Source organism: Xanthomonas sp. CFBP 8152 (assembly GCF_014199025.1).
In the GTDB taxonomy this organism is placed as follows: Bacteria; Pseudomonadota; Gammaproteobacteria; order Xanthomonadales; family Xanthomonadaceae; genus Xanthomonas; species Xanthomonas arboricola_B.
The window spans coordinates 423,632-447,165 of the sequence record NZ_JACHNO010000002.1; the positions used below are offsets into that span (position 1 = coordinate 423,632).

Here is a 23,534-nt window from a genome sequence, read left to right on the forward strand (position 1 = left end):
GTGCAAAACGGCTGTCCTGCCGTTTTGTCATGGGCGTACCTGTGTGTGCGCCACCCTGCGGGCGGCTTCGCCGTGCAAAACGGCTGTCCTGCCGTTTTGTCATGGGCGTACCTGTGTGTGCGCCACCCTGCGGGCGGCTTCGCCGTGCAAAACGGCTGTCCTGCCGTTCGGTCATGGGCGCACCACCACGATGTCGTTGGTCTCCGGGAACTTCATCCCGATGCGCGCACGCGCGACCTGATCCACGCGATTGCTTTCCGCCCAGGTGGCCTGCTCCAGCTGCAGCCGGCCGAATTCGATGTTCAATTCATCGCGCGTGTGCTCGAGCTTGGACAACTGCACGAACAGCTTGCGATGCATGTGACGCATGTACACGACCCCGATCGCCGAGGCGATGCTGCAGGCGAGCAGCACGATGAGCAGCAGGCGGCTCATGCGGCGTCTCCGTTCGGAGACGCCGGGAATCGGGAATCGGGAGTCGGGAATCGGAAAGCAGCGGCACTGTTGCCTTTGTCCATTCCCGATTCCCCATTCCCCATTCCCAGCTTTTCGGCCACCCGCAATACCGCGCTGCGGGCGCGAGGGTTGACGCTCAGTTCGGCGTCGTCGGCCTTGATGGCGCCGCTGATCAGCTGCAGCGTCGGCACGAACGGCTGTGCTTCGGGCAGGCGGCGGTTGCTTGGCGGGGCCTTGGCGTAGCGGGCCATGAACTGCTTGACGATGCGGTCTTCCAGCGAGTGGAAGCTGATCACCGCCAGGCGGCCGCCGGGCTTGAGCGCGCCCAGGGCGGCATCCAGGCCGGCTTCCAGATCGTCCAGTTCGCGGTTGATGTAGATGCGGATCGCCTGGAAGCTGCGCGTGGCCGGATGGGTCTTGCTGTCGCCGCGCGGCATCACCGAGGCGATCAATTCGGCCAGTTGCGCGGTGCGCAGCAGCGGCTGTTCGGCGCGGCGCGCCACGATGGCGCGCGCGATGCGGCGGCTCTGGCGCTCTTCGCCATAGGTCCACAGCACGTCGGCGATGTCGCGGTCGCTGGCATGCGCCAGCCACTCGGCCGCGCTCTGGCCGGCGTCCGGGTCCATGCGCATGTCCAGCGGGCCGTCCTTGCCAAAACTGAAACCGCGCCCGGCCACGTCCAGCTGCGGCGAGGACACGCCCAGATCCAGCAGGATGCCGTCGACGGTTGCCGCAGCGACCACCTGGCCGAGGCCGGCAAAGCTGCCGCGATGGATGGACACGCGCGCATCGTCACCGAACGACTGTTCGGCCACGGCGATCGCGTCGGGGTCCTTGTCCATCACCAGCAGTCGACCTCCCGGGCCAAGGTGTTGCAGCACACCACGGGCGTGTCCGCCACGCCCGAACGTGCCATCGAGATAGGTTCCGTTGTCGATCACCTGCAGGCCGTCCAGAACCTGCGTGTACAGCACCGGCACGTGGGCCGCCGGTGGCTGCGACACCGGGTGACCGGGCTGCGCTTCACCGCGCATCCGGGCACCCCGGCTCACAACCTGAGATCGAGCAATTCATCGCCCAGATCCCCGTCAGACAAGGTCTGCTGGATCAATGCGCGATGTGCCTGCTCGCTCCAGAGTTCGAATTTGTCGCCCATGCCCAGCAGCACGGCCTTCTTCTCGATGCCGACCGCATTGCGGTGGCTGGCCGGGATGCTCAGACGGCCATTGGCGTCCAGCTCGAGCATTGCGGAAGAACCCACCAGTTTCTGCTGCAGCGTGCGGACCACGCGCTGGGTATTGGGCTTGGACATCACATCGTCACGCACCCGCTCCCACTCCTTTTCCGCATACAGCCACAGGCATCCGGCTTCGAACGGGTTGTACGTCAGCACCAGGCGATTGCCGCTCGCGCGCGTGACCAGGTCGCGGTACGCGGTCGGCACCGCCATACGCCCCTTGTCGTCCACCGTGATGGCAGTCTCGCCCTGAAACACCGAATACAACCTCGAATACCCGCTGGGGGATCATTGAACCACGAAAAACCACAAAACACCTGGTTTTCCCTCCGTTGCCCACCTTAGCAGCGCGTCAAAGGTTGTCAACAACTTTGAAGGCCATAAATCGCCAGTTGCATCAATGAGTTGCAGCACTCTTTAGAGACTTGTTCAAAGGTTATCCACAAGTTGCTGTTTCATCTCAGATTTTGAGATTGAACAAAAATTCAGGGGCGTGAAGGCGATGTAAACCCGACCGCAGTCTCACTTCACACTGCGCCAGCTGCACATGGGCATTGCGCAAACAGGCGACAATCGGCGCCATGTGCCTGGTCGCTCTTGCCTGGAAAACCCACCCGCGTTGGCGTCTGCTGCTGGCGGGCAACCGCGATGAGTTCCACGACCGGCCGACCGCTGCGCTGGCGCGCTGGCCGGCGCCCGCCAATGGCGTACTGGCGGGCCGCGACCTGCGCTCGGGCGGCAGTTGGGTGGGGTTGGGCAGCGACGGGCGCGCCGCAGTGGTGACCAACGTGCGCGACCCGCTCGCCAGCACGTCCGGGCGCTCGCGCGGACATCTCATTGCCGATTACCTGGCCGGCAGCCTGGACGCGGCCGTTTACGCTGGCGACCTGGCAGCGGCCGCGCACGAATTCCCGCCATTCAATCTATTGCTGTGCGACACCGAGCGCTGCGAACACCTCAGCAATCACCCGCCGTTGGCGCGCACGCTGGCGCCCGGCATCCACGGCATGTCCAACGGCCCGCTGGACGCGCGCTGGCCCAAGACCGCTGCACTGACTGCAGCCCTGCAGGACTGGTGCGCCGCAGGTACCGACGACCTGCAACCGCTGTGGACCGCCCTGGGCAACCCCGCCATCGCGCCTGACGCCGCCCTGCCCCACACTGGCGTAGACCTGCCCACCGAACGCCTGCTCTCGGCCGCCTTCATCAACGGACCCAGCTACGGCACCCGCGCCAGCACCATCGTCGCGGTGGACCATCAAGGCTGCGGCTTCATCCACGAACGCCGCTTCGGTCCCGCCGGGATCTTCCAGGGCGACACACGGCTGGACATCGTCGGGACGCGTCGACAATGACCGCAGCAACCGGCTCACATTGATCGCAGCCAAGGCAAGGCGCCCGGCAAAGCACCCAAGTGCAAGCCCCCTTGAGTCAAGGGGGCGCGGCAACAGCCGCGGGGTTCTGGCATGCCCGGAGCGGGGCCCGCGTTTTGTACTGCCGAAGGCGGTACCAAGCGTGGGCATCTTCGAGAAGGGCGAACGCCCAAACGAAGGTGGCGGAGCCGGCCGGTAAGCCGGGTTCTGTCGTGGACAGTCATTCGTCTAGGCGCTACGTCACCGCAGCGCTCAAGCAACCTACCCGGATCCAGCGCGGGCCACGCCAATGGATCCCTATTTGGTCTTGCTCCAGGTGGGGTTTGCCGTGCCGGTCCGTTACCGGACTCGCGGTGCGCTCTTACCGCACCATTTCACCCTTACCGGCCCCTCGCCACCCCTCTGCGGCCTCCGAACGCACTTGGCGATGCTGATGCATCGCCGACACGTTTCAGTGGCGGCAGAGGGGTGACGAGGGACGTAGGCGGTATCTTTCTGTTGCACTTTCCGTCGGCTTGCGCCGCCCAGGCGTTACCTGGCACCTTGCCCTATGGAGCCCGGACTTTCCTCGGCACTCTTGCGAGTGACGCGACTGTCTGGCCGACTCCGCCGGGGCGCACTATACGCTATCGCCACCGTGCAGAACGGCGTAACGCTGCTAGCCCCGCAATTGCCGGTAGGCCCGCAATTGCCCGTAGGAGCGCACCTGGGCGCGAGAGGCCTTACCGAGAAAAATCCCAGTGCACGTCAACCTGCTCCTGCAACAGCACCTAGCCGCCATACAACGCCTTGCGTGGTGCACCGGTCAGCTCGGCGGCCAGCTTGGCGGCGGTGGACGGCGGCAGGTGTTCGGCCAGCTTGGCGTAGACGCGGCGGCCTTCGGCCAGCTGGCCTTCGGCGGCGTCGGCGGCGCCCTGCACCATCACCACGAACTCGCCCTTGCGCTGGTTGTCGTCGGCTTCGACCCTGGCCTGCAGCTCGGCCAGGGTGCCGTCGAGCACGGTTTCGAACAGCTTGGTCAGCTCGCGGGCGATCACCGCCGGACGCTCGTCGCCGAAGGCGCCGCGCAGGTCGGCCAGCGACTCGACGATGCGGTGCGAGGACTCGTAGAACACCAGGGTGCGGGTTTCGCCGGCCAGGTGCGCCAGGCGCTCGCGGCGGGCGGCGCTCTTGGCCGGCAGAAAGCCCTCGAAGCCGAAGCGGTCGCTGGGCAGGCCGGCCACGCTGAGCGCGGCGATGGCGGCGCAGGCGCCCGGCACCGGGCTGACCCGGATCCCGGCGGCGCGGGCGGCGCGCACCAGCTTGAAGCCGGGGTCGCTGACCAGCGGGGTGCCGGCGTCGCTGACGATGGCTAGCGACTCGCCCTCGCGCAGGCGCGCGACGATGCGCTCAGACATGGCTTCTTCGTTGTGGTCGTGCAGGGCCAGCAGCGGGCGGTCGATGCCGAAATGGCCGAGCAGCTGGCGGGTATGGCGGGTGTCTTCGGCGCAGATCGCGGCCACGCCACGCAGCACCTCCTGCGCACGCGGCGACAGGTCGGCCAGGTTGCCGATCGGCGTGGCGACCACATGCAGGGTTCCAGGGGAGGTCATCGACGGTATTCCGTAGGGCAAAGGGTAGAATCGTAGCGTTTTTAACGGTCCGCCCCGGCGGACCCCGTCCAATGGATCTGAAATGAACAAGCGTGTTGCAAGGATCTCCGCCCTGTCGCTGATGGCGATGCTGGCCGCCGGTTGCGCCACCAGCAGCGTGACCCAGACCGCCTCGCCGACCCAGAGCGCGGCGCTGGCGTTGCTGGACCAAGGCAAGCCGCGCGAGGCGGCCCAGCAACTGGAAGCCGAGGCCGCCGGCGCCAGCGGTGCGCAGCGCAGCCGCCTGCTGGCGGCGTCCGCATTCGGCTGGCACGACGCCGGCGATGACGCACGTGCGCGCACGCTGCTGGCGCAGGTCACCCCGCGTCATCTCAGCGGCGAAGACCGCGCCCGCTTCGAGCTACTGACCGGCGAGCTGGCAGTGATCGACAAGCAGGCCGCGCAAGCGTTGCAGGCGCTGGGCGACAGCCCGCAAGGCCTGCCGCAGCCACTGCAGACCCGCTGGCTGCTGGCACGCGCCGCCGCACTGGAAGGCACCGGCGACCTGTTCGGGGCCGCCGCCGACCGCGCACGCGCCGACGCCAGCCTGACCGGCACCCCGCGCAGCGAGAACCAGCGCGCGATCGTGCGCCTGCTCGCCGCGCTCGACGACGCCACGCTGAAGGGCCGCACCGCGGCGCTGCCGGCCGGCGACCCGCTGTACAACTTCGCCGGCCGCGCCTTGATCAGCCGCGGACTGGCGCTGCCGCGCGCGTTCGACCGCGACGCGCAATGGGGCTTTGATACCAGCAAGCGCCCGCCGGCCGAACGCGATGGCTACCGCCCGCCGGTCAAGCTGGGCGTGCTGCTGCCGCTCAGCGGCAGCCTGGCCACCGCCTCGGCACCGGTGCGCGACGGCCTGTTGGCCGGCTACTACGCCGAAACCCGCCGCCGCCCGGAACTGCACTTCTTCGACACCGCCGGCACCGCCGCCGGCGCCAATGCCGCCTACGACAAAGCGGTGAGCGCCGGGGTCGATTACGTGGTCGGCCCGTTGGGTCGCGACGAGGTCAGCGCCGTGTTCGCACGTGGCCAGCTGGCGGTGCCGGTGCTGGCGCTCAACCGCCCCACCGACAACAAGGCCCCGCCCAGCGGCAGCGCCGGCTTCTCGCTGGCGCCGGAAGACGACGGCATCATGGCTGCCGAATACCTGCTCGCGCGCGAGCGCCGCAACGTGCTGATCGTCGGCACCAGCGATGACAACGGCAAGCGCACCATCAAGGCGTTCCGCGACCGCTTCAGCGAACGCGGCGGCAGCGTGGCCGGCAGCATCAGCGTGGCCGAGGTGCCGGGCGACATCGGTGCACAGCTGCGTAACTATGGTGCTGCCGATGCAGTGTTCCTGGCGGTGCGTGGCAACACCGCGCGCGCGCTGGCACCGCAACTGGCCCTGAGTGGATTCGCCGGCAAGTCACGCGTGGGCACCTCGCAGCTGGTGGCCGGCACCGGCAAGGTCGAGGACGACCTGGCCCTGGATGGCATCATCTACCCGAGCGAAACCTGGACCGCGCTGGGCGTGTCCGGTCTGCCGGCCTCCACCCAGGTCGCCAGCACGCTACCCAGCGCACGCGGACCGGGCGCGCGCCTGTTCGCGTTCGGCTACGACGCCTGGAAGATCAGCGCGTACCTGGAAAAGCTCGCCACCGGTACCGATGGCGGCCTGCGCGGCGCCACCGGCACGCTGCATCTGGATGGCTTCGGCAACGTGCTGCGCACCCCGGCCTGGTCCACGTTCAACGGTGGCCGTCCGGTGCCGATCGCCGACGGCCGTTGACGCCATGCCGGCAACGCGCCAGCAGCGTGGTGCGGCGGTGGAAGCGGCCGCACGCGCGCTGCTGGAGCAGGCCGGGCTGCGGCTGGTGGTGGGCAATGCCAACTACCGCGGCGGCGAACTGGATCTGGTGATGCGCGACGGGCAGGCGCTGGTGTTCGTGGAAGTGCGTTATCGCCGCGACAACCGCTTCGGCGGCGGGGCGGCATCTGTGGATGCGCGCAAGCGCCGCAAACTGGTGCTGGCCGCGCAACTGTTTCTTGCCTATCACCCGGCGCTGGCAACCTTGCCGTGCCGCTTCGATGTGGTGGAAGCCAGCGGCGAGCCGCCGGTGCTGAACTGGATCCGCGACGCCTTCCGCGCCGACGATTGCTGATAACGACCCACGCGCGATGCCCACCATCATCACCCATGCCGCGGTGCCGCTGGCGCTCTGGTGCGCCAGTGAACGCGGCCGCGTATCGCCGCGCCTGCTCGGTGCCGGCATCGTCGCGGCGATGCTGCCGGATGCCGACGTGCTGGCGTTCGCGTTGCATGTTCCGTATGCGGATGCGTTCGGCCATCGCGGTGCCAGCCACTCGTTGCTGTTCGCCGGGCTGAGCGCGCTGCTGGGTGGGGTTGCGCATCGCCTGTTGCGTGCGGACGCGCTGCAGGCAGCCGCATTCCTGTTCGTCTGCACCGCATCGCATCCGCTGCTGGATGCGATGACCTCCGGCGGACTGGGCGTTGCGCTGACCTGGCCCTGGAGCGAGGCGCGCTGGTTCGCGCCGTGGCGGCCGATCCGCGTGTCGCCCTTGGCCAACGGTTTCTTCAATGCGCGCGGCCTTGCCACGCTGCTCTCCGAGCTGCGCTGGGTCTGGCTACCGCTCACCGTCGCGGTGCTGGGATGGACATGCATCCAGCGCGCGGCACCACAGGATCACCCGTCATGACCGATGTGCTTCCCACTGCCCTGGCCGCGTTGCTGGCCGCGCGGCTTGGCCCCGATGGCTGGTTGACCGGCGGCGACGCGCGGCGCCGCTATGGCGAGGACGATTCGCGCCGCTGGGCATTGCCCGCCGCCGTCGCCTTGCCGGGCGATACCGAGGATGTGGTGGCGATCGTGCAGGCCTGCCGCGCACATGGCGTGCCGATCGTGGCGCGCGGCGCCGGCACCGGCACCACGGGTGCGGCGGTACCGTTTTCCGGCGGCGTGGTGGTGTCGATGGCACGCATGCATCGCATCCTTGCGCTGCGTCCGGCCGATCGCTGCGCCATCGTGCAACCGGGCCTGCTCAACGGCCACTTGCAGCAGGCCTTGCAGCCGCATGGCCTGTTCTGGCCGCCGGATCCGTCCAGCGCGGACATCTGCAGTGTAGGCGGCAACCTGGCCACCAATGCCGGCGGCCCGCGCGCGGTGAAGTACGGTGCCACCCGCGACAACGTGCTCGGCCTGGTCGCAGTGACCGGCACCGGCGAGGTGATCCGCTGCGGCGGTGCGTACACGAAAAATTCCACCGGCTACGACCTGACACATCTGCTGGTCGGCAGCGAAGGTACCCTGGCGATCATCGTCGAAGCGACCCTGAAGCTGACGCCGCGCGCGGTCGCACAAGCCGGTTTGCGCGCGCTGTATCGCGATGCGGCCAGCGCCGCAGCGGCGGTGTCGCGCATCATGGCGCAACCGACCACGCCGACAATGCTGGAATTCATGGATGCCAGTGCGATCGCATTACTGCGCCGCAACGGCAGCGATGTGCCCGAGGCCGGCGCGATGCTGCTGATCGAAGCCGATGGCGATCACGACACCCTGCCCTACGCATTGCAGGCCTTGCACGATGCCGCCGATGGCGAGGGCGTGGTGAGCCTGGACGTGGCCGCCGATGGCAGCGCGCGCGACAGGTTGTGGGCTGCGCGGCGTGCGCTGTCGCCGGCATTACGCACGATCAAGCCGGGCAAGATCAACGAAGACGTGGTGGTGCCGGTCTCGCGCATCCCCGAACTGGTGGCCGGCGTGGAAGCGCTTGCCGCCGAGTTCGCGTTGCCGATTGTGGCCTTCGGCCATGCCGGCAACGGCAACCTGCACGTCAACATCATGTACGACCCGGCCGATGCCGACGAAGACGCGCGCGCACATGCCGCATTGCCGCGCCTGTTTGCACTGGTGCTGGCGCTGGAAGGCACGCTCTCCGGCGAGCACGGCATCGGCGTGGCCAAGCGCGATTTCATGGCCCAGGCCTTCAGCGCACCGACCCTGGCGGCGATGCGCGCGATCAAGGCCGCGCTGGATCCAGACGGGATCCTGAATCCGGGCAAGGTGCTGCCACCGTTCTAGTGGCGTTGTCGCCTCAACGCGTCACCCCGATAAAGCGCAAACCCACGCCCGGTTCGGTGACGATGTAATGCGGGTCGGCGGCATCGTCGTGCAGTTTCTGGCGCAGCTTGCCGACCAGGATGCGCAGGTAATGGGTGTCTTCCTCGTGGGTGGGGCCCCACACCTCGCGCAGCAATTGCGGCTGGGTGACCACGCGGCCGGCGTGCTTGAGCAACAGCGCGAGCAAGGCATATTCCTTGCGGCTCAAGGGCACCGCCTCGCCATCGAGCGTGACCTCGCGCAGGCCCAGGTGGATATGCAGGCGGCCGTCGTTAAACACGCTCTCTTCCACCGTGCTGCCGGCGCCGGCCTGGCGCAGCAGCGCGCGGATGCGCGCCATCAGTTCCTGCACGCCGAACGGCTTGGTGACGTAGTCGTTGGCGCCGGCATCGAGCGCGGCGACCTTTTCGGTTTCGCCGGCGCGCACGGTAAGCATGATCACCGGCACGTTGGACCACTGGCGGATCTCGCCCAGCACCTCGTGGCCGTCGCGATCGGGCAGGCCGATGTCCAGCACCACCAGGTCGGCGCCCTGCCCGGCCAGCGTGGCCAGGCCTTCCTCGGCAGTGCCGGCCTGCAGCACGCGATAGCCCTGCGCACGCAGGCTGATGTCGAGAAAGCGGCGGATCTGCGGCTCGTCGTCGACGATCAACACGCGGGCAGGCGGGATGGCAGTGGGGTCAGTCGGCATCGGGGCGAGGTGGCGCGGCGGGAACCAGCAGCGGCAGCGTAATGCGGATCGTGGTGCCGTGACCATCGGCGCCGGCCAGTGCCTCCACGCTGCCGCCATGGGCGCCGATCATGCCCTGGCAGATGGTCAGGCCCAGCCCGGTGCCGTGACGGCCGCGGTCGCCACGCTCCACGCTGTAGAACATGTCGAAAATGCGCGCGCGCTCGTCCTCGGGAATGCCGGGGCCCTGGTCGCCGATATCGATCTGCAGGGCGCCGGCCTGCAGCCGCGCCTGCACGGTCACCGCAACTCCTGGTGGCGAAAATTTCGCCGCATTCTCCAGCACGTTGAAGATGGCCTGTTCCACCAGTGCCGGGTGCACCCAGATCGCTGGCAGGTCGGCGGCCAGATCCAGTTGCAGGCGCACCGCCGGCTGGTAGCGCTGCAGCCGCCGCGTGGCCGAGCCAATGAGCTCGTCCACGCCGATCCAGTCGCGCTTCAAGGTCAGCCCGGTGTGGCCGAGCCGGGTCATGTCGAGCAGGTTCTGGATGTAGCGATCCAGCCGCTCGCCTTCGAGCTGGATGGTGTCGAGCAGGCTGTGGCGGTCCTGTGCGTCCATCGCATCGCCGTAGCTGGCCAGGCTGCTGGCCGAGCCGATCATCGAGGCCAGCGGCGAGCGCAGATCGTGCGAGACCGACGACAGCAAGGCCGAGCGCAGGCGCTCGGTTTCGCCACTGACGCGCGCGCCTTCCAGATCGGCGACCAGGCGCGTGCGCAGCGCTGCCTGGCCGATGTCTTCCACCATCGCTTCGGCCAGCCGACGCTCTTCCAGACCGGGCCGCTGCACGCTCTGACGAAAGCGCAGCGCGGCCACTCCCAGGCTGCCGCGTTCGTGCCGCACCGGCAGGCACCACCACTGCGCGCCGGCCAGCGTATCGGTGAAGCGGCCGGCCGGCTGCGCGTGGCGCTGGGTCCAGTCCGCCGCGCTGCGATCGAGTGCGCCGAAGCTGGCCGGTGCATCGCTCTCGCGTTGCTCCAGACGCAACCAGGCCTCGGCATCCAGTGCCGTGGCCAGGGCGCGACGGCCGGCTTCCAGCACCTGCCCCAGATCGGCGGCAGTGCTGAGCTCGCGGGCCAGCGTCTGCAGCGCGTTGGCATGCGCATTGGCGGCGCGCAAGGCCAGCACCTGGCTGCGCAGGCGCGAGGCCAGACGGCCGGCGACCAGCGCGGCGATCAGGAACAGGCACACCGTCACCACGCCCTGACGCGCGCTGATGTGCAGGGTGAAGCGAGGTTCGATGAAGAAGAAGTTGTAGGCGACAAAGCTCAGCAGCGCGGCGATCACCGCGGCGGCCATGCGCGTGCGCGAGGCCACCAGCACCACCGCGACAATGAACACCATCGACAGATCGTCGATGTCGGTCCAGCGCTGGATCACCCACGCCACCGCGACCGCGGCCGCGGCGGCGATCGCCGCGAAGGCCAGGTCGTCGCGCTGCAACCACTGGCGCGGATTGCGCCAACGCTGGCGTGCGCGTGCGCGTGCACGCGCATCGGCGGAGCTGACGATGACCAGTTCGTAATGCGCGCCGCGCTGCAGCAGTTGCTGGGTCAGCGTGCGGTTGAACATGCGCGCCAGCGGGCGTTCGCGCGTGCGCCCCAGCACCAGCGTGGACACGCCGTTTTGCGCAGCGAAATCCAGCAATGCCTCGGCGACGTTGGCGCCGTGCAGCAGCGCGGTATCGCCCCCCAGGCGGCGTGCCAGTGCGAACGCGCGGTCGATCTCCAGCTGCCAGGCGGCGTCGGCCACGGTGCGCGTCTGCACGGTGACCACCGTCCATGGGGCATCGCGTCGTTCGGACAACCGCCGCGCCACCCGCACCAGATAATCCGAGCTGCCACGGCCATCGATGGCCACCACCACGCGGCGACGCAAGGCGGCGGTGCCGGGCAAACCGCGTGCGGCCTGGGTGTCGCGCAGGTCGCTGTCGACGCGGTCGGCCGCGGTCTGCATCGCCAGCTCGCGCAGCGCGGTGAGGTTGGAAGGCGAAAAGAACGCCTGCAAGGCCTGTGTCGCCTGCTCGGGCAGATACACCTTGCCCTGCTGCAGGCGCTCGATCAGTTCGCGCGGTGGCAGGTCCACCAGCACGATGTCGCGCAGACGGTCAAATACCGCATCGGGCACGGTTTCGGACACGCGCACGCCGGTGATGCGCAGCACGATGTCGTTGAGGCTTTCCAGGTGCTGGATGTTGACCGTGGTGTAGACATCGATGCCGGCATCGAGCAGCTCGACGATGTCCTGCCAGCGCCGCTCGTGCCGGCTGCCCGGCACGTTGCGATGGGCCAGCTCGTCGATCAGGGCCAGCTTCGGCTTGCGCGCCAGCAACGCATCCAGGTCGAGTTCTTCCAGCTCCCGGCCCTGGTAGCCGATGCGGGTGCGCGGCAGCAGCGGCAGGCCGTCCAGCAGTGCGGCGGTTTCGCTACGGCCATGGGTTTCCACCACCCCGGCCACCACGTCCATGCCCTGGCGCAGGCGCTCGCGCGCCCGCGACAGCATGGCGTAGGTCTTGCCCACCCCGGGCGCTGCGCCCAGAAACACGGTCAGGCGCCCGCCATGTTCGCGCTGCAGTTCGCCGATCAGCGCGTCGGCTTGTTGGGTGCGGGCGTCAATCATCGGGAATGGGGAATGGGGAATGGGGAATCGCAAAGCCTACAGCTGCCCGATGATCCTAGTGCTTTTGCTTCACCCCATTCCCGATTCCCGACTCCCCATTCCCGGCGCGCTCCAGCGCCAGGTTCAGCGCCAGCACATTCACCCGCGGCTGCCCGAGCAGGCCGAACTGTGGTTGTTCGGTGGCGGCCTGTACCAACGCGGCCACGCGCTGTTCCGGCCAGCCGCGCGCGGCGGCGACGCGGCGCACCTGGACCTGTGCGCCGGCCGGGCTCAGGTGCGGGTCCAGGCCACTGCCGGACTGGGTGATCAGCTCAGCGGGAACCGCCTCCGGTGCGATGCCGTCGCGTGCCGCCACCTCGGCGCGCGTGGCGGCGATGCGGGTTTGCAGGTCGGGATTGGAACGCGCCTGGTTGCTGCCGGCGGCCGCGGCCGGGTCGTACTTGGCCGCCGAGGGACGTGGCTGGAAATAGCGCACATCGGCAAACGGCTGCGCCACCAGGGCCGAGCCGACCACGCGCGCATCATCGCGCAGCAGCGAACCGTGCGCCTGCACCGGGAACAGCGCACCGGTGATGCCGGTGGCGACCAGCGAGTAGCTCAGGCCCAGACCCAGCAGGATGAACAACGCCAGCATCACGGCCCCGCGCAGGGCGCCGTCGTCACGCAACGGCTGCGACATGGATGTACCGGTTCTCGAAGAAATCGTCATGACTCAGTTCCCTAAAGTGGCGACAAGCGCCAGGTCGATCACCTTGATGGCGGCAAACGGCAGCAACACGCCACCCACGCCGTACATCACCATGTTCCGGCGCAGCAAGGCCGTGGCGCTGGAGGGGCGAAAGCGCACGCCGCGCAACGCCAGCGGAATCAATGCCGGAATGATCAACGCATTGAAGATCAACGCCGCCAGCACCGCATGTCGCGGGTTGGACAACTGCATCACGTTGAGTGCGGCCATCGACGGAATCGCCGCGGCAAACAGCGCCGGCAGGATCGCGAAATACTTGGACACGTCGTTGGCCAACGAGAACGTGGTCAACGCACCGCGCGTGATCAGCTGCTGCTTGCCCACTTCGACCACCGCCAGCAGTTTGGCCGGATCCGAATCCAGATCGACCATGTTGCCGGCCTCCTTGGCCGCCTGCGTGCCGGAGTTCATCGCCAGGCCCACATCGGCCTGGGCAAGCGCCGGTGCATCGTTGGTGCCGTCGCCGACCATCGCCACCAGCCGCCCGCCGGCCTGCTCGGCGCGGATGCGGGCCAGCTTGTCTTCCGGGCGCGCCTGGGCGATGTAGTCGTCCACGCCGGCTTCGGCGGCAATCGCGGCGGCCGTGAGCGGGTTGTCGCCGGTGATCATCACCGTCTTGATGCCCATCGCACGCAGCTGCGCGAACTTTTCCTTGATGCCTTGCTTGACCACATCGCTCAGCTCGACCACGCCCAGCACATGCCGGCCTTCGGCCACCACCAGCGGGGTGGCGCCACCGCGCGCGACTTCTTCGATGCGGCCGTTCAACTCCGGCGACACCGTGGCGCCCTGCGCCTGCACATAGGCCACGATCGCATCGCCGGCACCCTTGCGGATGCTGCGCCCGGCCAGATCCACGCCGGACATGCGGGTTTGCGCGGTAAAGGCGATGAAATGCACGCCCTCCGGCTCGATGGCCACCGCGCCCTGCTGGCGTGCCAGCTTGACGATGGACTTGCCTTCCGGCGTCGGGTCGGCCAGCGAGGCCAGCATTGCCGCATCGCGCAGCTGCGCACGGTCGATGCCGGCCAGCGGATGGAACGCGGTGGCCTGCCGGTCGCCGTAGGTGATGGTGCCGGTCTTGTCGAGCAACAGCACGTCCACGTCGCCGGCCACTTCCACCGCCTTGCCGGATTTGGCCAGCACATTGGCCGACAGCGCGCGGTTCATGCCGGCAATGCCGATCGCCGGCAACAACCCGCCGATGGTGGTCGGGATCAGGCACACCAGCAGCGCGATCAGCAACAGCGGATCCAGCGTAACGCCGACAAAACCCGCAATTGCCGGCAGCGAGGCCACCACGATCAGGAAGGTCAGCGTCATCGCCGCCAGCAACAAAGTGAGCGCGATCTCGTTCGGCGTCTTCTGCCGGTTGGCGCCTTCCACCAAGGCGATCATGCGGTCCAGAAAGCTGTGCCCCGGCTCGGCGGTGACCTTGAACACGATCTCGTCGGAGAGCACGCGCGTTCCGCCGATCACGCCACTGCGATCGGTACCGGCCTCGCGTAGCACCGGTGCCGATTCGCCGGTGACCGCCGCTTCGTTGATCGTTGCAACGCCGCGCACGATCTCGCCATCGGCCGGGACGAATTCGCCTTCGGACACCATCACGTAGTCGCCCGGGCGCAGTTCCGCCGCCGGCACGCGGGTCTGGCGGCCGCCGAGTGCGGTTTCCACCCGGCGGGCGACCAGATCCTTGCGCGCACGGCGCAGCGATGCGGCCTGCCCACGCCCGCGCGCTTCGGCGATGGCCTCGGCGAAATTGCCGAACAGCACGGTGACGAACAGGATCGCCGTCACCGCCCAGCCGAACCCGGCATTGCCATACCCGCTGGCGGTGATCACCGCCGCCAGCAGCGTGCCGCCCATCACCACCGCCATCACCGGGCTGCGCAGCAGATGCCGCGGCGCCAACTTGAGGAAGGCCGCGCGCATTGCCGCCACCAGCACGGCGGCGTCGAACAACGCCGCGTCACCGCGCGCGCGTTTTTCAGTCGTATCGATCGTAGACATTGCTCAAACTCTCAGGACGCCGCCAGGGCGAGGTGTTCAGCGATAGGACCCAGCACCAGTGCCGGCATGAACTGCAGCACGGTGAGCACCAGCACGATCGCCATCAGGGTCAGCGCGAAGGTTGGCGTTTCGACCTGCAGGCTGCCGGCCGATTCCGGCGCGCGCCGCTTCACTGCCATGCGCGCGGCCACCATCAGCGGCAGGATCAGCGCGGGATAGCGGCCCAATGCCAGCACCGCCGAGCAACTCAGGTTCCACCAGTACGTCGCATCGCCCAGGCCTTCGAAACCCGACCCATTGTTGGCAAAGGCCGAGGTGTACTCGTAGAACACCTGGCTGATGCCGTGGAAGCCGGGATTGGAATTGGCGGTAAATGCCGGCACCGCCAGCGCCACTGCGGTGAAGCCCAACACCACCAATGGCTGCAGCAGGATCAGCAGCGCAAGCAACTGCACCTCGCGCGCTTCGATCTTGCGGCCGAACAACTCTGGCGTGCGCCCGGTCATCAAACCGGCCAGGAACACGCTCAGCAGCAGATACACCACGAACTGCTGCAGGCCGCAGCCGATGCCGCCCCAGATCGCGTTGATCAGCATGTCCACCAGGGTGACCAGGCCGCTCAACGGCGCCAGCGAATCGTGCATCGCATTGACCGAACCGTTGGAGGTCTGCGTGGTCAGGGCCGCCCACAACGCCGAGGCATCCGCACCGACACGCACCTCCTTGCCTTCCATCGAGGCAGGCGAGCCGGCGCTGGCCGAATGCGCTTCGGACCACAGCAACAGCGCGGTGGACGCGGCCGACATCGTCAGCATGGTGCCGAAGACCAGTGCGGTGAGACGCCTGCGCCCGGTCAGGTAGCCGACCATGAACACCACGCTCACCGGCAACAGCACCAGCGCCAGCGTCTCCAGCAGATTGCTCAGCGGCGTGGGATTTTCCAGCGCCACCGAACTGTTGGGGCCGTACCAGCCACCGCCATTGGTGCCGAGCTGCTTGACCGCGACCATCGCTGCCACCGGTCCGACCGGAATGGTCTGCTCGGGCATGCCGGCGCTGCTGTCCAACGGTGTGGCGGTGGCCGCACCCTGCAGCGTGGAGGGCACGCCCTGCCAGCCGAGCAGCACCGTCCACAGCAGGCACAGCGGCAGCAACACACGCACGCTGGCGCGGATCACATCCGCCCAGTAATTGCCGACGTCTGCCTCGGGCAGTGCCTCCAACCCGGAAGCCGACTGCTGCCGTCCCGGGCGCGGCATGACGATCTCCGGCTCGTCCGGCCCGGCCACCGGTTGTTTAGCGCTCGCGGTCGCATTGGATGCCGGCAAGGCGTCGGACACAGTGGCGACGGCTCGCCCACCGAACAATGCGCGCAAGGTCGCCACCGCCAATGCCAGGCCCATCATCGGCGTCACCACCTGCAGGCCGACGATGCCGGTCATCTGCGCCAGATACGACAGCTGCGCCTGGCCCGAGTAGTGCTGCTGATTGGTGTTGGTGACGAACGACACCATGGTGTGCAGCGCCGTGTCCCAGCGCATGTTCGGAATGGCGTCCGGGTTGAACGGCAGCCACGCCTGGGTCATGAACACCGCCCAAGTCAGCAGGCCGACAACCAGGTTGCTGAGCAAGAACGCCACCGCATACCCACGCCACGACATGCCCTGCTGCGGGCGGGTGCCGAGCAACGCATACAACGGCCGTTCGATCCAGACGAACAGGACATCGCCACGCATCGGGGCGCCGCGCATCACCGCTGCCAGGTAGCGGCCCAGGGGCCAAGCCAGCACGATGGCCAGCGCGTAGACAAGGAGAGTTTCAATCATTGGAGCGCACTCGCATCAGAAGTCTTCGGGGCGCAGGACCACGTACAGCAGGTACGCGGCGGCAACGAGTACGGCCACGCCGCACAACAGGGACAACCAGGCAGGCATGTCGGCTACTCCCCGAGACGCGCGCGACGCGGCGCGATGGATGCGAGATGCGACGGCGCATGCAGCGTCTGCAGGCCGACAAGGCAAAGCGCTGCCGCACCGCGCGCGCAGCGGCGATGGAGCAGACAGGTCAAGGGATGCATCGGGATCGTCCACGGCGGAACCGCTCCGCCAACCTGCGCAGTGTCTGCCCGGGCTGCGTAAAGTCGCTATGGACCTGCGACAGCCGCCGCGTAAATTCCGCATAAATGCTGGGTGGCGACGGTCTTCAGTCACGTCTCCACGCTATGCAGTCGTTTCCGAGCAACCGCGACCTCACCCACGCCGTCCGGTCCCAACTCAGGACAACCACGTTTTGAGTGAAGGCGTATGAGGTCGTAGCAAAGCCTCATTGGTCGAGGGCGCGGTGCCCTCACCACTTCCGGGACACGCCGTGAATCCGTCCATGGAGGCTCCTTGGCGGCATCCATGCCGCCAAGGGTCCCGGAACCGGCAAGGGCACCGCACCAGGATTTGCTGAGGTTGCTTTATCGAAAGCCTGCTGATTGCTTGGCTCGTCTTGGCAAATGATTGGCCATGCTGCAAACGATGCATGCCGCGCCTTGCTTACCCGTGCGCACCGACCATCTGGACTGGTCCTTGCCCGCCCACCGTCGCGGGACCTTACGCGGCATGGATGCCGCGTAAGAGCCTACACGGACGTACTTGCGGCGTGTCCTGCGAGGGTGGGCGGGCAAGGGCCCTGCAGCCAAGCCGCAGAGTAGCCGCTCTACAACTGATCTAGCCGCGCGACCTCATCCCTAATACACAAGGAGACAAAGACAACCGGGATTCCGAGTTGCAGCCTCGCTCACCAGATGCCGTCAAAACCTGGGCAGGCGAGCGCACAGCGCCCTCCCCGCTCGCGAAACAAGCCGTGACTCCGCAGCTGGAGGCTCCCACGTGTCCCCACCTGTCGACGGAGCGATCACCGCCGCTGCACTAACGTACCGGCGTCATCCATCAGAGTCCTTGCACATGCCTGTCAGCTACTCGATCAGCCTGCCCGACCCCAAGCTCGCCCGCGGCGGCGATGCGAGCGTGAGCTTCAGTGCCCATGGCGCCGAGGCCTTTGCCGAACAGTTGCAGGCCGCCCTACGTGATCCGGCCTGGTTCGATCGCTGGCGCCAGCTGCAGGCCGACCCGGACGCGGTGGACCCCAGCCTGGGCGTGACCGATCCATCGGCCACGGTTACCGGCAAGCAGGGCGACCTGCGTGTGGACCTGGTCGCCACCACCAGCATCCCCGGCGACCTGCTCAAGCAGCGCATGCAGGCCCTGGCCGGGCACCACTGGGAACTGCGCGACGTGCGTTGAGTTCTACGGCCGCCGCGTGCACTGCGCGGCGGCAACTTCGCTCAGGTCGGTGCGCTGTCTGTTATGCGCCGCGGCCAGCGCCATTTCAGGTTCACCGCCAGCGTGCCCACCACGATCAGCGTCAGGCCCAGCCACTGCACCGGCACCAATGCGTGACCGTAGAGCAGATAGTCCAGCAGTAGCGTCACCAGCGGATACACGAACGCCAGCACCGCAATCGTGGCCACATGCAGATGGCGATAGGACGAATAGAACAGCACATAGACGATACCGCTGTGGATCACGCCCAGGCCCGCCAGCCACAGCCAGTGCAGGCCCGGATGCAACGCCGCACTGCTGGAAAACCCGGCCAGCAGGAACGTGCCGACCCAGCACTGCACCGTCACCACCGCCAGCGGCCGCTCGCGGCTGATACGGCGCGACATCAGCAGCGACGCACCGCATAGCAGCGCCGCCAACAGCGTGAGCGCGATGCCGATCAGATAGCCACGGTCGGCCGCCTGCCACAACCGCGCCGGGTTTGCCGAGCAGGCCACGCCGACGAATGCCAGCAACGTCCAGCCCAGATCGGCACGCCGCGTGCGCTCGCCCTGCAACAGCGCGGCCAGCAGCAACATCACGAACGGAAACACGTGGTAGACCATGGTCGCCACGCCGATCGACGAGCGCGCCATGCCGGCGAACAACGCCACCCAATTCAACACCAGCAGCACGCCGCTGATGATGGCATCGCGCAACAGCGCACGCTCGCGCCATAGCCCTCGCAGCTGTCCACCGACCAAGCCGCATACGGTAAGAAACAGCGCCCCGAACAGGCAGCGATAGAACACCGCCGTCACCGGATCCTGGCCGCTTTCGTGGACGAACACGCCGACCGAACCGATCAGCACTTCGGCAACCAGCAGTTGCCAGATCGCGCGGCGCCCGGCGCCGGCCGATGTCGCTTGCACGGGCAATGGAATACTCATAGCGCAATGGTTCCCTGCAGATACTGGACGGCGCTGCCACGCACGTAGACATGCTGCGGCTCGACCCGACACTGCAGTTCGCCGCCACGCGCGGAGGCCTGCCACGCGGTGAGCTGCGTCTTGCCCAGCCGCTGCGCCCATAGCGGTGCAATCGCGGCATGAATCGATCCGGTGACCGGGTCTTCGCTACCGCCGTTGGACGGCCAGAAATAGCGGGAAACAAAATCATGCTCTTGGCCTGCCGCGGTGACCGCCACATCGCGCGGCGCCAGTGCCAGCATCCGGCCCAGATCCGGCGTTACCGCACGCACCTGTGCCTGGTCGGCGTAGACGGCGATGTACGCCTGCGCGTTCGCGTAGACAGCCTGCGGCGCGATCGACAACGACTCAGACAACGCTTGCGGCACCATCTGCACCAGGGACGGCAACTGGTTGGGGAAGCGCAGCTCGAAGCTGCGCTCGTCCACCCTGGCAACGGCGATCTCACCGACAGCCGGCGCACGCAAGCGCAGCGGAAATGCCGCGTGCTGGTACGTCGCGATCACGAATGCGCTGGCCAAGGTCGCATGCCCGCAGAAGCCGACCTCCTTCATTGGAGAAAACCAGCGGATGTCGAACACGCCGCTGTCGTCGCGAACGAAGAAGGCGGTCTCCGAAAGATTGTGTTCGCTGGCGATGGCCTGCATCACCGGCTCCGGCAGCCAGGCCTGCAACGGCACCACGGCTGCCGGATTGCCCTTGAAACGCACCGTGGTGAACGCATCGACGATAAACACGGGAAGCAGCACGGCCAACCTCACAGAAGGAATGCATACCTGGCGTACTCGCCGGGCACGCCCAGTCTGCAACGTGCTACACGACCATGACAGATTCAGATACGCTGCAAATAGACCAATACAGATGGAAGGCACCCGCCAATGCTCCTGTACGAATCGCTGGCCACGCAGCTGCGGCAGCAGATCGAAGGCGGCACCTTGCGTGCCGGCGAGCGCCTGCCCTCGATCCGGCAACTGGCCGCCAACCATGGCATCAGCACTGCCACCGCAGTGCAGGCCTGCCTGCAACTCGAACGCGAAGGGCGCGTGCAAGCGCGCCCGCGCTCCGGCTACTTCGTGCGCAGTACGATCTCTGCGTTGCCGGCCGCAGCCCCCGCCACACGTCGGCGCAAACCCGGCGTGGTCGACAACCCGGCCTTGCAGCGCGTGCTCGACACCTTGGCGCGTACTGACCTGGTGCCGCTGCACACTGCCACGCCCGCGCCTGCGCTATTGCCCACCGCGCAACTGGCCGCAGCCCTGTCGCGGCAGTTGCGTCGCCAGCGCACGGCTGCGTTGGATTACGCGCCGCCGCAAGGCCACGCCGCACTGCGCCGCCAGATCGCACAGCGTTATGCCCACTGCGCAACCAGCGTCGACGCGGAAGAAGTGGTGATCACTGCCGGCGCGATGGAAGCGATCAGCCTGGCGCTGCGCACGCTTACCGCACCAGGCGATGTGGTGCTGGTGGAAACGCCCACGTATCACGGCATCTTGCAGGCGGTGGCTGCGTTGCGGCTCAAAGTGCTGGAAGTACCCAACCGTCCCGGTCACGGTATCGATATCGCGCGTCTGGATGTGCTACTGCAGCGCACGCCGGTGCGTGCGGCAGTGCTGGTCCCCAACTTCAACAATCCAAACGGCAGTCTCACTTCCGACAGCGCCAAACGCGCGTTGCTCGACAGCTGCGCACGCCATGGCGCCGTGGTGATCGAAGACGATATCTACGGCGAACTGGATTGGTCGGGCCAACGTCCCCGTCCGCTGCGCCATTTCGATATCCACGCCAACGTGATTACCTGCGGCTCGTTCTCCAAGGTGCTCTCGCCCGGCCTGCGGGTGGGATGGTTGCTCGGTGGCGACTGGACCGACGCCCTGGTGCGCGCCAAGTACTTTTCCACCGTCGGCAGCGCCAGCCTGCCGCAACTGGCAATGGCCGATTATCTGGCGCAACACGATCTGGAACGGCATCTGCGCAAGCTGCGCCGCACCCTGGCCGACAATGGGCAGCGGCTGCGCGATGCGCTCGTGCGGTATTGGCCGGAGGGCACGCGCGTGGGCGACCCGGCAGGTGGGTTATCGCTGTGGCTGCAGTTACCCGACGGCGGTAGCGGCCAAGCCTTGTTCGAGGCCGCACTGGCAGAACGCATCGGCACCTCGCCCGGTCATCTGTACTCCAGCCGTGGCGACTACGCAGATCACCTGCGACTGACCTGCGGCCAGCCGTGGAGCGACACGCTGGAACGTGCGATGCGGCGATTGGGCAAGCTTGCGGCGCAGGTGGTGCGTTAGTTTCGTTGCAGGCATCAACTTCGTGTTGCCAATTGCGCCTGCTGGACAAGGGGAACGGCGCCTACATCGCAGCGGCCCTGGCATCCCACTGCCGCCGATCGACACCGCGGATCAGCAGCCACAGACAGAACGTCGTTTCGCCCACCAGAACCGGCAGCAGAACCCCGGGATTGATCAGCCGTGCGAATGCAGGCGCCAGCAGCTCGGCGAGCGAAGCCACCAAATAACTGATCCCGGCCAGCAACATCAATCCACCCACGAACCTGGGGAAATAGCGCGATCGCCAGATCAGCGTGCCGCTGACCAGGCAGGCGGCGCCGAAGAAGAGCAAAGCGATGTTGAAACCGAGGTCATGGCCCAGCAATGCCAGCGCGACCAGCGAAAGGGCCTGATCAGGGTTGGCCGCCGAAGAGCCGCCGGACGCCAGGGGCAGTACCATCAGCTGGAACAGTTTGCTGACCGCCTCTACCGAAAGCGACGCAAGGTTCAATAACACAAACAACAGCGCCAGGCCTCTTCCAGCAGGCCGCAGCAGCATGTATTCGATCCACAGCTGCACCACCGCAAGCAGCGGCACCACCAGATTTGCGGCCAGCCCCAGCGTCCACAGCTGCGCATCCTGCACGATGGCGTGGATCGTGGCCTGGGCATCGCCCGGCACGATCAGGGAGTTCGCCACGTAGCCTTCGGCCAGACCGCCGAGAACGATGACGGCGAGATAGAGCGCGCCTGCAACTCGCGCATAGAACTGCGGGCGAGCCTGAATGTCGTACGCCATGGAATGTCCCGTCCTTTTGCGTTGTGGGCGAGGCAGGACGGCAGTCACCGCCAGCGGTCGCCGGGCATACGGATGAACATCGACGCGACGTAGCGCCATGGGATCACGATCGGAAAGACCACGACCAACAGGCAGGCCGACAACGTGGACCACGTGCCGGCATCCATCCGATCAAGCAGCAACCGAGGCGTGGCGACCATACCCAGCCAGATCAGCTTCCATGCAATCTCGAACAGCAGCAGCGGCAGCAGCTTCAGCGGATAGCGAAGCCCGAGCAATGCCAGCAACCCCATCGCTCCCAGCATGCACTGCACCACACCCTCCATCAGTTCCCAGCTGCCGTGTCGCAGCACGATGTCTGGCCAGACCTGTACGCCCAGACCAACCACGAGCAACAGATAGCCGGCGCGCAGGCCGTACAACCGCCAAAGCGGCACGGTGTCAGGCACGCACCCGGGCGTATTGGAGACGGAGGCGCCGCTGGCGACGGTCCCGGTCGCCGTCATTCGAGACGTCCTTGAGAATTCTTTCGATACCCTCCAGGCGGATGCGCATGTCGTTCAACGCAGTCTGCGTTTTCTCGGCCAGCTCGCGGTAGGCCTGATTGTGATCGAGTTGCGCCTTGGCCTGTCGGATCGCGACGAAGTAGCGCATCCCGAAAACCAGCAGGATCGTGCTCAGCGGCAGGCAGATCGTCAAAAGATACAAATGCTCCGACAAGGCCGTCTCCTATTTTTCTGTCTTGTCGGTCAGCGACATCGCCGCTTCCGCAATGACCGAAGGTGAAAGTTCCAAGCGAAAGGCGCTGACCTCGAAGTAGTTGAGCGCTTTTCCGTCCTGTGACAACTCAAGTTGACTGGTCACCAGACCCGCAGCTTCGAGCTTGTTCAAATGCAGATGCAACAACGGACGACTGATCCCGATCTCACGCGCCAGACTGCTGATGTAGTTGCGGCCACCGGTTTCCAGCGCCGCGACGATCCTGAGTCGATGCGGATTATCCAGCGCCGAAAGAATTTCCAGCAATCGATCCCCTGTCGTTTGCCCCCCCCTTTTCATGCGTAATAAATATCTGACAGGTGGCGGCGTGTCAAGCGCTGCGGACAAACGTTGCACAAGCGCATTGCAGGAGTGTGGGTCGGCAACCGGCGTTATCAGGCCATTGCGGCAAGCAGGCACAGTCTGCGCACCATCGGCGCGCGTCTTGTAGCGCCCGCGCCGCAGACGCACCCGACCGGACCA

At 67.0% G+C, this 23,534-nt stretch carries 23 protein-coding genes and 1 other RNA gene; 7 read left to right on the plus strand and 17 right to left on the minus strand.

Annotated elements, in window-relative coordinates:
- Positions 1–171: 171 nt before the first annotated feature.
- From ftsL to mraZ, 3 genes are read right to left on the minus strand one after another with little or no spacing between them, the layout of a single operon-like run.
- Entirely contained in the window at positions 172–435 is a 264-nt protein-coding gene (ftsL, locus tag FHT09_RS09540) for a cell division protein FtsL (RefSeq protein WP_005991913.1), read from the minus strand.
- Positions 432–1,490, minus strand: coding sequence for a 16S rRNA (cytosine(1402)-N(4))-methyltransferase RsmH (gene rsmH, locus FHT09_RS09545; RefSeq protein ID WP_166775443.1), 1,059 nt, complete (start codon positions 1,488–1,490; stop codon positions 432–434). The genes ftsL and rsmH overlap by 4 nt, the downstream gene beginning before the upstream one ends.
- A 14-nt stretch (positions 1,491–1,504) precedes the next feature.
- The gene (gene mraZ, locus FHT09_RS09550) at positions 1,505–1,960 is read right to left on the minus strand and encodes a division/cell wall cluster transcriptional repressor MraZ (protein ID WP_104538522.1); all 456 of its coding nucleotides are present in this window, start codon (positions 1,958–1,960) and stop codon (positions 1,505–1,507) included.
- Positions 1,961–2,274: 314 nt separating this feature from the next.
- On the opposite strand from mraZ, the gene FHT09_RS09555 reads away from it, so the two are divergent.
- Positions 2,275–3,048: an NRDE family protein gene (locus FHT09_RS09555; RefSeq protein ID WP_104606801.1), complete on the plus strand. Its 774-nt coding sequence runs from the start codon at positions 2,275–2,277 to the stop codon at positions 3,046–3,048.
- Between the two features lie 198 nt (positions 3,049–3,246).
- On the opposite strand, the gene rnpB is transcribed toward FHT09_RS09555, so the two are convergent.
- Positions 3,247–3,674: RNase P RNA component class A (rnpB, locus tag FHT09_RS09560), an RNA gene on the minus strand.
- Between the two features lie 162 nt (positions 3,675–3,836).
- Complete coding sequence (gene rsmI / locus FHT09_RS09565) at positions 3,837–4,658, minus strand: 16S rRNA (cytidine(1402)-2'-O)-methyltransferase (protein ID WP_039523544.1); 822 nt, start codon at positions 4,656–4,658, stop codon at positions 3,837–3,839.
- Positions 4,659–4,740: 82 nt separating this feature from the next.
- Between rsmI and FHT09_RS09570 the strand changes: the two genes are divergently transcribed.
- Genes FHT09_RS09570 through FHT09_RS09585 form a run of 4 tightly spaced genes read left to right on the plus strand, consistent with a single transcriptional unit; the run spans position 4,741 to position 8,782 of the window.
- On the plus strand, positions 4,741–6,471 hold the full coding sequence (locus FHT09_RS09570) for a penicillin-binding protein activator (protein ID WP_104606775.1): 1,731 nt from the start codon (positions 4,741–4,743) through the stop codon (positions 6,469–6,471).
- A gap of 4 nt (positions 6,472–6,475) precedes the next feature.
- Positions 6,476–6,844, plus strand: coding sequence for a YraN family protein (locus FHT09_RS09575; RefSeq protein ID WP_104538525.1), 369 nt, complete (start codon positions 6,476–6,478; stop codon positions 6,842–6,844).
- A 16-nt stretch (positions 6,845–6,860) separates the two neighbouring features.
- Positions 6,861–7,400: a metal-dependent hydrolase gene (locus FHT09_RS09580; RefSeq protein WP_104606776.1), complete on the plus strand. Its 540-nt coding sequence runs from the start codon at positions 6,861–6,863 to the stop codon at positions 7,398–7,400.
- On the plus strand, positions 7,397–8,782 hold the full coding sequence (locus tag FHT09_RS09585) for an FAD-linked oxidase C-terminal domain-containing protein (RefSeq protein ID WP_104606777.1): 1,386 nt from the start codon (positions 7,397–7,399) through the stop codon (positions 8,780–8,782). The genes FHT09_RS09580 and FHT09_RS09585 overlap by 4 nt, the downstream gene beginning before the upstream one ends.
- A 13-nt stretch (positions 8,783–8,795) precedes the next feature.
- Here the strand turns inward: FHT09_RS09585 and FHT09_RS09590 are convergent, their stop codons facing one another.
- From FHT09_RS09590 to FHT09_RS09615, 6 genes are read right to left on the minus strand one after another with little or no spacing between them, the layout of a single operon-like run.
- Complete coding sequence (locus FHT09_RS09590) at positions 8,796–9,512, minus strand: response regulator transcription factor (RefSeq protein WP_104606778.1); 717 nt, start codon at positions 9,510–9,512, stop codon at positions 8,796–8,798.
- Positions 9,502–12,168, minus strand: a complete 2,667-nt coding sequence (locus tag FHT09_RS09595; protein WP_104606779.1) for a sensor histidine kinase KdpD — start codon at positions 12,166–12,168, stop codon at positions 9,502–9,504. Before FHT09_RS09595 ends, FHT09_RS09590 begins: the two co-directional genes overlap by 11 nt.
- 55 nt (positions 12,169–12,223) lie before the next feature.
- Positions 12,224–12,877, minus strand: coding sequence for a potassium-transporting ATPase subunit KdpC (kdpC, locus tag FHT09_RS09600; protein ID WP_047130174.1), 654 nt, complete (start codon positions 12,875–12,877; stop codon positions 12,224–12,226).
- A 3-nt stretch (positions 12,878–12,880) separates the two neighbouring features.
- Entirely contained in the window at positions 12,881–14,929 is a 2,049-nt protein-coding gene (gene kdpB / locus FHT09_RS09605) for a potassium-transporting ATPase subunit KdpB (RefSeq protein WP_104606780.1), read from the minus strand.
- A gap of 11 nt (positions 14,930–14,940) precedes the next feature.
- Positions 14,941–16,755 (minus strand): potassium-transporting ATPase subunit KdpA, encoded by a 1,815-nt coding sequence (kdpA, locus tag FHT09_RS09610; protein ID WP_104606781.1) that lies wholly within the window; start codon positions 16,753–16,755, stop codon positions 14,941–14,943.
- A 15-nt stretch (positions 16,756–16,770) separates the two neighbouring features.
- Positions 16,771–16,863 carry a potassium-transporting ATPase subunit F gene (locus FHT09_RS09615; RefSeq protein ID WP_006452907.1) on the minus strand — a complete coding sequence of 31 codons (93 nt, stop codon included), beginning with the start codon at positions 16,861–16,863 and terminating at the stop codon, positions 16,771–16,773.
- A 1,017-nt stretch (positions 16,864–17,880) separates the two neighbouring features.
- Between FHT09_RS09615 and FHT09_RS09620 the strand changes: the two genes are divergently transcribed.
- Positions 17,881–18,219 (plus strand): hypothetical protein, encoded by a 339-nt coding sequence (locus FHT09_RS09620; RefSeq protein ID WP_039509881.1) that lies wholly within the window; start codon positions 17,881–17,883, stop codon positions 18,217–18,219.
- Positions 18,220–18,260: 41 nt separating this feature from the next.
- On the opposite strand, the gene FHT09_RS09625 is transcribed toward FHT09_RS09620, so the two are convergent.
- Both FHT09_RS09625 and FHT09_RS09630 read right to left on the minus strand, forming a co-directional pair.
- Entirely contained in the window at positions 18,261–19,187 is a 927-nt protein-coding gene (locus tag FHT09_RS09625; RefSeq protein ID WP_047130177.1) for a DMT family transporter, read from the minus strand.
- Positions 19,184–19,975 carry a PhzF family phenazine biosynthesis protein gene (locus FHT09_RS09630; RefSeq protein ID WP_047130234.1) on the minus strand — a complete coding sequence of 264 codons (792 nt, stop codon included), beginning with the start codon at positions 19,973–19,975 and terminating at the stop codon, positions 19,184–19,186. Before FHT09_RS09630 ends, FHT09_RS09625 begins: the two co-directional genes overlap by 4 nt.
- Positions 19,976–20,104: 129 nt before the next feature.
- Between FHT09_RS09630 and FHT09_RS09635 the strand changes: the two genes are divergently transcribed.
- Positions 20,105–21,514, plus strand: coding sequence for a PLP-dependent aminotransferase family protein (locus FHT09_RS09635; protein WP_047130178.1), 1,410 nt, complete (start codon positions 20,105–20,107; stop codon positions 21,512–21,514).
- Positions 21,515–21,575: 61 nt separating this feature from the next.
- On the opposite strand, the gene FHT09_RS09640 is transcribed toward FHT09_RS09635, so the two are convergent.
- From FHT09_RS09640 to FHT09_RS09655, 4 genes are read right to left on the minus strand one after another with little or no spacing between them, the layout of a single operon-like run.
- Positions 21,576–22,292: a DUF4386 domain-containing protein gene (locus FHT09_RS09640; protein ID WP_104606782.1), complete on the minus strand. Its 717-nt coding sequence runs from the start codon at positions 22,290–22,292 to the stop codon at positions 21,576–21,578.
- A 44-nt stretch (positions 22,293–22,336) separates the two neighbouring features.
- The gene (locus FHT09_RS09645) at positions 22,337–22,741 is read right to left on the minus strand and encodes a hypothetical protein (protein ID WP_104538845.1); all 405 of its coding nucleotides are present in this window, start codon (positions 22,739–22,741) and stop codon (positions 22,337–22,339) included.
- Positions 22,734–23,012 (minus strand): hypothetical protein, encoded by a 279-nt coding sequence (locus tag FHT09_RS09650; RefSeq protein ID WP_104606783.1) that lies wholly within the window; start codon positions 23,010–23,012, stop codon positions 22,734–22,736. Before FHT09_RS09650 ends, FHT09_RS09645 begins: the two co-directional genes overlap by 8 nt.
- Before the next feature lie 9 nt (positions 23,013–23,021).
- Positions 23,022–23,522, minus strand: a complete 501-nt coding sequence (locus tag FHT09_RS09655; protein WP_258077247.1) for a helix-turn-helix domain-containing protein — start codon at positions 23,520–23,522, stop codon at positions 23,022–23,024.
- Positions 23,523–23,534 lie beyond the last annotated feature (12 nt).

What these genes read in the sequence shown, in the direction of transcription:
- rsmI (WP_039523544.1), bottom strand. Translation starts at nt 4,658, where the DNA reads ATGACCTCCCCTGGAACCCTGCATGTGGTCGCCACGCCGATCGGCAAC.
- FHT09_RS09570 (WP_104606775.1), top strand. Translation starts at nt 4,741, where the DNA reads ATGAACAAGCGTGTTGCAAGGATCTCCGCCCTGTCGCTGATGGCGATG.
- FHT09_RS09585 (WP_104606777.1), top strand. Translation starts at nt 7,397, where the DNA reads ATGACCGATGTGCTTCCCACTGCCCTGGCCGCGTTGCTGGCCGCGCGG.
- FHT09_RS09595 (WP_104606779.1), bottom strand. Translation starts at nt 12,168, where the DNA reads ATGATTGACGCCCGCACCCAACAAGCCGACGCGCTGATCGGCGAACTG.
- kdpA (WP_104606781.1), bottom strand. Translation starts at nt 16,755, where the DNA reads ATGATTGAAACTCTCCTTGTCTACGCGCTGGCCATCGTGCTGGCTTGG.
- FHT09_RS09635 (WP_047130178.1), top strand. Translation starts at nt 20,105, where the DNA reads ATGCTCCTGTACGAATCGCTGGCCACGCAGCTGCGGCAGCAGATCGAA.
- FHT09_RS09555 (WP_104606801.1), top strand. Translation starts at nt 2,275, where the DNA reads ATGTGCCTGGTCGCTCTTGCCTGGAAAACCCACCCGCGTTGGCGTCTG.
- ftsL (WP_005991913.1), bottom strand. Translation starts at nt 435, where the DNA reads ATGAGCCGCCTGCTGCTCATCGTGCTGCTCGCCTGCAGCATCGCCTCG.
- FHT09_RS09620 (WP_039509881.1), top strand. Translation starts at nt 17,881, where the DNA reads ATGCCTGTCAGCTACTCGATCAGCCTGCCCGACCCCAAGCTCGCCCGC.
- FHT09_RS09640 (WP_104606782.1), bottom strand. Translation starts at nt 22,292, where the DNA reads ATGGCGTACGACATTCAGGCTCGCCCGCAGTTCTATGCGCGAGTTGCA.
- FHT09_RS09625 (WP_047130177.1), bottom strand. Translation starts at nt 19,187, where the DNA reads ATGAGTATTCCATTGCCCGTGCAAGCGACATCGGCCGGCGCCGGGCGC.
- kdpC (WP_047130174.1), bottom strand. Translation starts at nt 12,877, where the DNA reads ATGACGATTTCTTCGAGAACCGGTACATCCATGTCGCAGCCGTTGCGT.
- FHT09_RS09580 (WP_104606776.1), top strand. Translation starts at nt 6,861, where the DNA reads ATGCCCACCATCATCACCCATGCCGCGGTGCCGCTGGCGCTCTGGTGC.
- FHT09_RS09575 (WP_104538525.1), top strand. Translation starts at nt 6,476, where the DNA reads ATGCCGGCAACGCGCCAGCAGCGTGGTGCGGCGGTGGAAGCGGCCGCA.
- rsmH (WP_166775443.1), bottom strand. Translation starts at nt 1,490, where the DNA reads ATGCGCGGTGAAGCGCAGCCCGGTCACCCGGTGTCGCAGCCACCGGCG.
- kdpB (WP_104606780.1), bottom strand. Translation starts at nt 14,929, where the DNA reads ATGTCTACGATCGATACGACTGAAAAACGCGCGCGCGGTGACGCGGCG.
- FHT09_RS09590 (WP_104606778.1), bottom strand. Translation starts at nt 9,512, where the DNA reads ATGCCGACTGACCCCACTGCCATCCCGCCTGCCCGCGTGTTGATCGTC.
- FHT09_RS09615 (WP_006452907.1), bottom strand. Translation starts at nt 16,863, where the DNA reads ATGCCTGCCTGGTTGTCCCTGTTGTGCGGCGTGGCCGTACTCGTTGCC.